At 73.0% G+C, this 1,538-nt stretch carries 1 protein-coding gene; it reads left to right on the forward strand.

The genetic code is table 11. The features are described 5' to 3' along the window. Positions 1–241: 241 nt before the first annotated feature. Positions 242–1,538: threonine/serine ThrE exporter family protein (locus WBP48_RS17555; protein WP_424442025.1), on the forward strand; the 1,297-nt coding region annotated here is incomplete at its 3' end.

Below are 1,538 nucleotides of genomic sequence, written 5' to 3' on the forward strand. Positions count from 1 at the left end.
GCGCAGCACCGCGCGGGCCGACCCCATGTGATCCCGCAGTGCGGGCCCGCATCGGCGCCGGACTCCGGCGGCCGGCCATGCGGGCCCGGTACTGCGGATGTGGCGGTGACCCGCCTTCCATACCCCCGACGCTAGCGGGGCGGAGTTGCGGCGCGGAGCCCCCTCAGCCGTGATTATCGGAACGCGTTTTCTCCCCCTCCCAGGAGTGCGCCCGCCCCGTCCCCGATGCCAGGATCGGAGCATGGCCGATGCTCCCGACCGCCCGCAGCCCGCGGATGCCGGCGACCCCACCCACACGGAGGAGCTGCGGCTGGAGCCCGTGCAGTTCATCGCGCGCACGGACGCCGTCGTGCACCTGGGCGCTCTCATGCTCGGGGCGGGAGCCTCGTCGGCACGCGTGCGCGACAGCATGGAGCGCGCCGCGGCAGCGCTCGGCATCGAGGAACTGCACTGCCGCGTCGGCATGACGGACATCGTCGCCACGGCCGGCCGCGGCCAGATGTTCCGCACCCGCGTCGCGGAGATCCGCCGGCCGACCGTCGACTCGGACCGGCTCACCGCACTCAAGCGGCTGACGACGGAACTGGTCCCCGGCACGACGCCCGCGCGACTGCAGGCCGAGTTGGGAAAGATCGAGCGGATGCCGGTGCGCTCCTCCCAGGCGCTGCGTATCGTCGCCGCGGCCTTCGCCTGCGCCGCGTTCGCCCTCCTGAACAACGGCGGCTGGCAGGAGTTCGTCGCCGTGGGCGTCGCCGCAGGCGTCGGCCAGGCGGTGCGCATGGCGATCCACCGGATGCGCACGAACGAGTTCCTGCTCGTGTTCACCTCCGCCGTCTCCGCGATGCTCGTGTACCTCGCTGTGGCCGGCCTGTTCGTGCTGGCCGGCCTGCCCGGCGCCCAGCACGACGCCGCCCTGACGAGCGCCGTCCTCTATCTCGTCCCCGGGTTCCCGCTCGTGACGGGCGCGCTCGACCTCGCCCGGCTCGACCTCAACGCGGGGATCGCGCGCGTCACCTACGCAGCGCTCATTCTGCTGGCGACGGGGACGGCGGTGTGGGGTGTTGCAACGGTCTTCCACACCACGGTCACCCAGGCCGAGCCGGCGTTCACGGAGCCGCTGCTGTCAGTCATCCGGCTGGCGGCCGGTTTCGTCGGCGTACTCGGGTTCGCCACCCTCTTCTCGACGCCGTGGGCCATCGCGATCACGGCAGCATGCCTGGGCGCGGTCGCCAACGTCGGCCGGCTCGCGCTCGTCGACGCGCACGTCAACCCTGCCGTCGCCGCGGCGGCCGCGGCCATCGTCGTGGGCCTGGGCGCGTATCTGTTCGGCGACCGGTTACGCGCCGCGCGCGTCACCCTCACGGTGCCGGCCGTGCTCATCATGGTCCCCGGCGCGGCGGCGTACCGTTCGATCGCGGGAATCATCAGCGGCGACACGCTCGCCGCGATCCAGAACGCCACGACGGCGCTGTTCGTCGTGGTGGCCCTCGCGGTCGGCCTCACCGTCGCGCGCGTGCTGACCGAGCGCGAGTGGTCGC

This window comes from Microbacterium sp. (assembly GCF_049661145.1).
Taxonomy (GTDB): domain Bacteria; phylum Actinomycetota; class Actinomycetes; order Actinomycetales; family Microbacteriaceae; genus Microbacterium.